Genomic DNA, 8,506 nt, shown 5'->3' with positions numbered 1-8,506 from the left:
GCCTCAAACTGCGTTAATCTTTGGGGATCGAAAATTTTCCCCTCAAAGCTAAGCCCTGTTCTAGGCGATAGATTAAATCCTTGTAAAAAACTTCCATAGACAGACATTTCTTCAATAAATTGATATAAGATGCCGATTCTTGGGCTAAATTTTGAGTCTGTTTGCGAGGCTTGAAAGTCGGTTTGTGCTACAGGGTCTTCGTTATCAATGTCCTGATGGATTAGATCAAATCTAATTCCAGCTAGAATATATAAATCCTCAAATAGTGTGAACTGGTCCTGGGCGAAGATTCCTATATTATCAACCTTTGCAAATCTATTCACTGCGATTATCACTGGCGGATCAACAGGTCCGCCGCCGTATACTGGATCAAATATGTTGATTGGGTTTGTCGCAAATGACCTACTGAATACCTCAAAATTCTCTCTCACATACTCTACCCCAAACAAAAACTTGTTCTCTATTCCGGCGATATCTACATTAACGAACAGCTCATTTTGAGTGGTGTATATATCATTATCCTGATTAAAGTCTACTAACGTTCTGATAAGTGTTATGTCATCAGGCAGTAGAAAACCAGCCTGATGGCCGTCAACTCTTACTTTTGTTTTGGAATACCTAAATGAATTTCTCATTCTTATATTGTCGGTGAGTTCAGATTCTAAAGTTATGCGTGGTGTGAATCTCTCAAGACTTCCAGAGTCTCCCGGCTCTCCGAGATACCTACTTATAGGGATATTTGCTACTCTAGATCCCACAGCTACTAGACCTTGGTCTACCGGTGTGTCTACATTGTGGTATTCACCATGAAAAGTCAGTTTTACTTTTGGAGTTATGAAATAAGAAACTACAGGCGCAAAGAAGAAGGTTTGCTCCTTAATAAATCTTCTAAAACTATTCGTATTTAGATATGAAGCGTTAAAACGTCCAAGTACACTTTTATCAGGAAGTATAGGACCTCCAATATCAATCGCTGCGCGGTAGAAATCAAAACTACCGTAGTTTAGCTCGGGAGATACATATGTATAAGGTAGGGCTTCTTTGGTAATCAGATTTATTATCCCACCTGCAGAAACATTTCCATATAGAATGGATTCAGGTCCCTGTACGACTTCTATTCTCTGAACGTTGGTCAATTCTTCTTCTGTTCTGTTTGCTGCCAAGAAACTGCTCGGCGTAAACCCGTCTCTTAAGATCTCTGCCATAAAACCCCTAATAAGAAACGGAAGAGTACTAACCTCTCCAGGTGAAGCGCCGGGGATATTGTAGATTACATCACGAAGCCGTATTGCGCCTTGGTCACGGATTAGGTCTTGATCAATTACTTCAACAGATTGTGGGATATATTTAATTGGCGTGTCAGTCTTTGTAGCAGAAGATGCATCATCAACCATATAGGAATCTTCAATTGGTTCTTCCGTTATTACTACTGGTTCAAGCTCTTTAGAATTATCTTCGCTATCTTGAGCAAATCCATGAGCTCCGCAGCATATAGTTATTAGTATAGTTATTAGTAATTTGAACGAATGTTTCATACTTTTGTTTTAAATTATTTACAAGAAATAGTTAATTCCCGATTTTAGAATATGATTATCATCCATGAATAAGAAAATATCAAGTTATTTACAAAAATAGATATATATTGATGATTGTGTAATTATTGAATTAGGCGGGTTTAAGACACATTAACAAAATAATATAGAATATATTCTACTATATTTAAGCAGTCAACAAACTGGATATGTATTAGTTTTGAACTACCTTAACAACTATTCAATCATAAAATCAATTTAGATTGGGGTCTCGGCATGAAAGTGTCGGCTCCTTTTTTATAAAGAGCTGGTAATGTGGGGGATTGGATCCCAGGACCTCGGAGTGTCTAAATGCTATTGTGGTGGAAAGTATTAAGGTGTGAGGTGATCGTTTAATAGACCAAAAATACTTACATATATTTCGTAATCACCCACACTCCAAGCAAGTAATTTTATTAATACACAAATCCCCAAGCAAAGTTAATTGTACTTTCATTTCTTATATCATCAGCAGCGATAATTCTGTAACCATAGTCCATTTTAATAAACACTGAGTTTGCGAAAGTATATGATATCCCGCCAGTAAGAAGCGTATTTTCAAATCTTGGGTTATCAAACACTGTCTCTCTTGGGTTATAAACAGTATCGTAGTAATCAACCCTTGCAAACGGCTCCAAACGGTGGAGATAATCAAGCCCTACGAAAGTGTTTATGTTATATCCAACCTCTCCCCAAGCTGCAACAGCCTGATCTGAAACAGGTGTTCTAGGTGCGCCAAGAGAGTTCGGTAGTCTTGAGTTTCTCTCAGATATTTCCTGAGCGTTCCAAAGGTGGCCATATATACCAACTGCGTTTGCTCTCCATCTTCCATGTTGAAGTATTGTATGAATATCAAGAAGTAGAAGTGGAGAATCTACACCCTTTAGATCTTCCAGGGGTCTATTAGCATTTGTATTAAAGCCGTAGTAGGCCGAAGTTCCAATAAGCCATCCAAACTCAGGGAATTTATAGTCCACACGACCAACTAGAGCTAAACCATCAGCTTCGATTAGTTCAAATTTTCCTTGCTGACCTTCTCTTATAAATCCAAGTGATCCAAAGAAAGATGAATCAAGACCGTTAACCACCTGAAAGGTTATATCCAAGTTTTTATTAACATAGTATTGGAAACTAACACCAATCTCATCCCAAATACCAGGAATGATACTAAGCTCTGCTTCTGGCCTTCTTGGAGCTAGGTAGTTCGTTGGCTTTACTAGATACTGTATGAGTCCAAATGCCAGGTAAAAACGTCCTGCTTTAAGTTTTCCCCAGTCTGAGAATTTTTTCCAAACGTATAGTTCTTCAATGATTACCTCACCACCATTTTCAACCTCTGCCTCAATCTCTCCAAACTCTTCAAATTCTCTTTCTAGCGTGGCTCCAGTTCCGCCGTGCTCAAACTCAATCTCTACTTCAAATCCAATATCTGCCCACATCTCACCTTCTAGTTCAAGAACAAATCTAACTAGGTCAAATACAAGTCTGCTGTTAGGCTCTGCTCCTCCGGGACGGGTTTGGTCCGGTCCGTGGTCAAACCATGAGACAAGCAAATCAGCATAACCACTCCATTGAAGAGAAAACGGTCCCTTGCTGTATAGAAGCTTGTAGGGTTTTTCTCCGCTATTGACCTTGTCAAAGAAGCTGTATTTATCAGAGTACTTATCTGGGTCGGAGTAAAACTCCTCTTTGTATTCCTGTTCTGTTTTTGGTGGTTTAGGTTTTGCTAGAATCGGCTCTCTGGCTTTTTCTATCGAGAGCTCATTAATTTTTTCCTCTAATGCCTGGATCTGCTCAGCATTTTGCTTACGCATCTCCTCAATTTCTTTAGCTTTTCTTTCATTATCCTTTTTAAGCTCAATCATCATCTGCTTTATTTCTTCAAGCTCTGATTTAGTTGGGCTCTGGGAGTAAGCGGGGTTTGGCAGCACTAAGCCAGGTATCAATAAAATTAGTGCTAATAGTATGTAATTATATTTTTTCATCATCCATGTCCATCCTCTGATATTTTCTTTATCGCTTTTATCCTATAATGTGCTTAAGAAAAATAAGACCATTGCACGTTCTTCTGCAGAGAGGTTCTTAAAACCATCAACTGCAGTTTCTGCTTCTCCTCCGTGCCAAAGGATTGCCTCTTCAATAGTTCTTGCTCTGCCGTCATGAAGATAATTGGCCGGTCCACCGGAAATCGTACGCACTAGCCCTAATCCCCAAAGCGGCGGCGTACGCCACTCACGACCGTTTGCTGAGAAATCAGGTCTATTATCAGCAAGTCCTTCTCCCATGTCATGAAGCAAGAGATCAGTGAAAGCCTGAATAGTCTGGTTTGAAAATTGCGTGAATCCATCAGGGTGCTGCCCAGTTACTATAGTAGGCTTGTGACAAGCGATGCAACCCACAGCATAAAACAACTCCTCGCCGCGTCCGGCATCGGGATTTGTCGTAGGAAGTCTGTTTGGTACTGCCAGACTCTGTACATAAAATGTGGCCTTAGCAAGAGTGTCTTCATCAATGTCAGAAAAACCATCAGGGTCTCTTAAGTCAGGGTTAGAAACACCCATATCATTGAAATACGCTGTAGAAGTTTGCTGCCTTAGATTAGGGTTATTTGCTTTTCGGCCGAACCTTCCTACCTCTGTCCTTGATTCAACAATGTTCCATACCATGTTTACTCTGCCGGATACTCCGTCCCCGTCTTCATCATTAGGGTCTGCGAATTCAAAAAGCGTCTCCTCTGATATTGCTTCTAAAAGACCAAGACCAATCACAGGTGGCGGTATACGCATCGAAGTTTGAATATCCTGACCAATAGGAGTACCGTCAGCAAGTGTAATTGTTAAAATGGGTTTTCTAAGGCTATATGGGGTGCCGTCAGGGTATTGTCCAGGCATCTCTTCAAAAGAGAGTACTATATCTGCCTCAGGCACAAATCCCTCGATTGCATGGTCCTGGATCTGAGTACCTATACCAGGCACAGGAACCGGACCACCCGGGAATTCTGGCGTTCCTTGAGGTAGTGAAACTCTTATAAGAGGCTGACTTCTTAAATTGTCATCCTGAAAGATCGGCTGTCCTCGTCCGTTTTTTGTATGACAGGACTCGCATGAAACATTATTAAATAAAGGCCCAAGACCAGGGTTAACTGGTGATGGAGCACTAACAAATCTATCTCCAAAATCTATATCACCCGCAACATGGTCTGCCTCTAGCTCTGGAGTAAGGTTAGGAGCAGGGTTATCAAATGCGAAACCTGATCGAGTATCAATACTTGTATCTCCTCCGGCAGGAACTATTGGGTCAACAACAATGCCCATACCTGCGTTGCCTCCATCAGAGCTTCCGCATCCTCCTATTATTCCAAATGATGTTATAACTAACATAATAGGCAATAAAAAACGCAATCTCCCTTTCAATCCTAATATTTTCATTCTTAAATACTCTCCTAATTAACCTTAGCTTTAATTTAGATTTCTCAGCGGAACGTTTGTTCCGCTGAGATTGGCACTTAGTATAGCATGAATTTATTGAGAATTGATAATATCAAGTACCGGTCCATTCAAAGTAGCAAACAATGTATCAAGCGCATTCTGAGCAGCTACAATTTCATCAGCTGCATCAGGATCGTTGATTGCATCTCTAAATGGTGGTGGAATATTACCAATAGCTGCAATAGCTGCTGCAATTTCGTTAGTAACCTGAGCAGTTAGAGCAGGGTCCTCAAGGAAAATTAGATCATTTAACCCTTGACCAAATAGTCCTTCATCCGGATAGTCACCAAGCCAAGCGTTCTGCACGCCTCTGATGTCATTTTGGAAGTCTAAGAGTGAGTTAAAGCTGAACTGACTTTCCACTGACTCTACATCTCCTGTATCAAATGGGTCAGCAATTTTACCAGCTGAAACCTCATCAATAATAATTGACATGCCGTCAATTATTTGCTGAAGTGCAGTAACTAGTGAAGGAAATACATTGTTGCCAGGACCTGCAGTCTTCATAGTCTGACCGAAAGGCTCTGTGAATAGTCCACCGTCGCCCTGTGTCCAGTCGGTAAATAGCTCATCTGCTGTAAGTTCGATGTCGCAAGCAACAGCTACAAGATATTCAAATTCTCTATCACCTAGGTCTTCTATTTCAAAGTCAAAAAGAATGAACTCAGCGCCGTGAAATCCTTTTAGAAGCGGGTCAGCTGTTCTTATAAACTCTGGTGTGAAATCTACATCACTATCAAGAAGTGCTTGTAGGTCAGTACGGTTTACAGGCCAGGAATCAAGTGCAGGGTCGTGTCCTTTTGCATCCACTGGTCCAAACAACCAAGCCTCTGTCTGCTCCCATGGTCTTCTTGCAACTACCCATGCATCTCTAGCAGCCTCAAGATTTTCATCCGTAGGATCGTCTCTCAAATCCTCAACAGCTTCTTTAAGATCGCTTGAACGATCTGCAAGAACTCCATATGTAGCGATAACTACGTTATCAACATACTGATTAATAATGGCTTGGATCAAGGCGTCGTTGGTACCACCACCGCCTCCTCCGCCACCGCCATTATTGTTAGAGCTTGAACCACCACACCCTCCAATAAGGCCAAAGCTAAGTAAAACAACAAAAATCACTGATAAAAGACTTTTTTTGCCAAACATAAAGCCTTCCTCCTTTATATTATATATTAGGGCCATTTTCGCCCCTTCTTAACTAAATTGATAATAAATATCAACTTCATAACTGTAACTGTGATTATAAACTTGTCAAGCAGATCTATTCAGAAATATATAATAATTACAGGCCATTAGACGGTTATTTTTACCAATTGGTAATTATTGTCAGTATCATAATCATAATAAAAAGATAGTAGATGACTATATATTTGGTAAATTGGTAGCTAATTAATATATAAAGAGGGGTGATAGGGGATTCGAACCCCGGATTTCTATTAATATATGCTTGCTAATTTTATTAGAACTCACTATATTTTGACTAAGGTAAAGGAGGGTCAAGCGTATTCCAATTTCCGATTCAAATAGAAAGTGGTGGGCGCTTTCAGGCATAAGTATTTTAAGTGTTGTAGCATATCTCGATTTCACTATTGTAAGCACAGCTCTACCTTCAATCCAATCAAGCCTACAGATGAATTATGTGGAGCTGCAGTGGGTTATGAATGCTTTTGTACTGGCCAACTGCATATTCATGGTAAACATAGGAAGAATGGGAGATATATTTGGAAGTAGATTATTCCTATACATAGGAGCTGTAGTGTTCGGTATATCAACTTTGATGGGAGGTCTTTCATCAAACGGCGATATGCTTATTATCTTTCGCGCGCTTCAAGGATTTTCCAACGCTATTATAATTCCTGCAAGCCTTGCTCTGATATCAAATATATTTTCAGAGAATGAACGTGGGAGAGCAATCGGTTTATGGACCAGCGCTACAGGAATTGGTCTTGCTATTGGGCCGGTTTTAGGAGGAATCATTGTAAGCTCACTAAGCTGGAGATGGGTCTTTTTCGTAAACATACCAGTTTTGGTTATCGGCACTCTAATATGTTTAATGAGTGTAAGAGATATACAACATAAAGTTTCCAATAAGAAGATAGACTGGCCTGGTTTTATATTGATGATAATTGGCATAGGCTCTTTAATAACAGTTCTTATACAAGCTTCTGTGTGGGGTTGGTTCTCATCTAAAACAATAATGCTGTTTATTGTTGCAGCGATATCATTAATTGCACTATATATAGTCGAAAAACGCGTAAGTTCTCCGATTCTCGACTTTGATTTATTTCTAAACAGAGGCTTTATGTCAGGCGCTCTCGCTAATTTTAGCCTGCTTGCATTTGCGTACGCAGCATTTTTTCTAATGCCTCTTTACCTGGGCAACATACGCGGAGAAGACTCCTCACATATTGGCTATTTTCTTTTGTCAGTTACGGTGCTAATTATTTTGGTAGCTCCGTACTCAGGTAAGATCGTAGATAAGAGAGGTGCGAAGCTCCCAATCCTAGTAGGACTAGCAGCATTGGCTGTGAGCGCTTTGATGCAGTCTACCTTTAGCATTAATAGTACCCATATTTACATATTATTAGGGTTCATATTTATGGGTATTGGCTGGGGATTCATATACGGCTCGGGTGCTTTTGCCGCAATATCATCTGTTCCGAAGGAATTTGCAGGAACTGCTACCGGTGCTCTTTGGACTATACAGAATTTTGGGGGAGCTATAGGATTAGCCATTGCCGGTATTATCTTTAGATTACTCGAGAAAGATAATTTAGATAATGGACTTGCTTCATCAGGAGTACAGCTCAGTCATGAACAGCGCGATCTTATAAGGAGTCTTCTCTCCGATCCCGACAAATCAAAGCATATATTGTCCCAGTTTACTGACGCAACAGCGGATAAGATACTTCCCATATTTGAGCATTCCTTTATGAGGGGGTATAGTGGGGCTTTTATATTCTTAATGGGAATATGCGTAGTAGCCTTTGCTATAATTTTTCTAATCATGAAAGATGTAAAGAGAGGCAAGGCAACCTAACACGTCCACAATGTGTTAGCTTAAAATAAGGGCGATAGGGGATTCTAACCATTGGCCTCAGGCTTTAGAGGGCTTTTCTGCTAGATTATTTGCTATATCTTGTGCATCCCTTGATAGCTAAACCTTTTGCGGAAAAATAGTTTGCTCAGTTTACCCGGGCCCATAACTAGACCTAATTCTTTGATGCCAAAAAATGGTAAAAACGCGCAGAATGTGACCAAAGCTGTAGCAAGAATTTGATTGCTGTCCTTTCCAATAATCTCATAGAACCCGGCTGTCAGGCCTTCACCATGAAACAGTCCTATAGCAGTATGTTCGAGAATTTTAAAGAGCGCTACGTAGATGCAAAAAAGAAATGACCTAAATACAGTTGGAATAATTAAAGGCATTTGTTGAAATCTTCG

Annotated in this window: 6 protein-coding genes; 1 reads left to right on the top strand and 5 read right to left on the bottom strand. The window is 40.2% G+C overall.

All coding sequences use genetic code 11. The features are described 5' to 3' along the window. From AAF462_07375 to AAF462_07360, 4 genes are all read right to left on the bottom strand, one after another. Positions 1-1,535: TonB-dependent receptor (locus AAF462_07375; protein MEM7008937.1), on the bottom strand; the 1,535-nt coding region annotated here is incomplete at its 3' end. 452 nt (positions 1,536-1,987) lie between these two features. Continuing rightward, positions 1,988-3,559 (bottom strand): porin, encoded by a 1,572-nt coding sequence (locus tag AAF462_07370; GenBank protein ID MEM7008936.1) that lies wholly within the window; start codon positions 3,557-3,559, stop codon positions 1,988-1,990. Between the two features lie 39 nt (positions 3,560-3,598). After that, complete coding sequence (locus AAF462_07365) at positions 3,599-4,951, bottom strand: di-heme oxidoredictase family protein (GenBank protein ID MEM7008935.1); 1,353 nt, start codon at positions 4,949-4,951, stop codon at positions 3,599-3,601. A gap of 141 nt (positions 4,952-5,092) precedes the next feature. Beyond that, complete coding sequence (locus tag AAF462_07360; GenBank protein MEM7008934.1) at positions 5,093-6,208, bottom strand: imelysin family protein; 1,116 nt, start codon at positions 6,206-6,208, stop codon at positions 5,093-5,095. Between the two features lie 358 nt (positions 6,209-6,566). On the opposite strand from AAF462_07360, the gene AAF462_07355 reads away from it, so the two are divergent. Then, on the top strand, positions 6,567-8,102 hold the full coding sequence (locus AAF462_07355; protein MEM7008933.1) for an MFS transporter: 1,536 nt from the start codon (positions 6,567-6,569) through the stop codon (positions 8,100-8,102). 92 nt (positions 8,103-8,194) lie between these two features. On the opposite strand, the gene AAF462_07350 is transcribed toward AAF462_07355, so the two are convergent. Further along, on the bottom strand, positions 8,195-8,506 hold a 312-nt coding region (locus tag AAF462_07350), incomplete at its 5' end, for a hypothetical protein (protein ID MEM7008932.1).

This window comes from Thermodesulfobacteriota bacterium, from assembly GCA_039028315.1.
Classification (GTDB): Bacteria; Desulfobacterota_D; UBA1144; order Nemesobacterales; family UBA2774; genus CR02bin9.
The sequence above is the reverse complement of the archived record's forward strand: the minus strand, read 5'-3'. Positions and strand labels throughout refer to the sequence as shown.

Excerpts from the sequence above, each read along its gene's own strand:
- AAF462_07370 (MEM7008936.1), bottom strand. The coding sequence starts at position 3,559 with ATGATGAAAAAATATAATTACATACTATTAGCACTAATTTTATTGATA.
- AAF462_07365 (MEM7008935.1), bottom strand. The coding sequence starts at position 4,951 with ATGTTAGTTATAACATCATTTGGAATAATAGGAGGATGCGGAAGCTCT.
- AAF462_07360 (MEM7008934.1), bottom strand. The coding sequence starts at position 6,208 with ATGTTTGGCAAAAAAAGTCTTTTATCAGTGATTTTTGTTGTTTTACTT.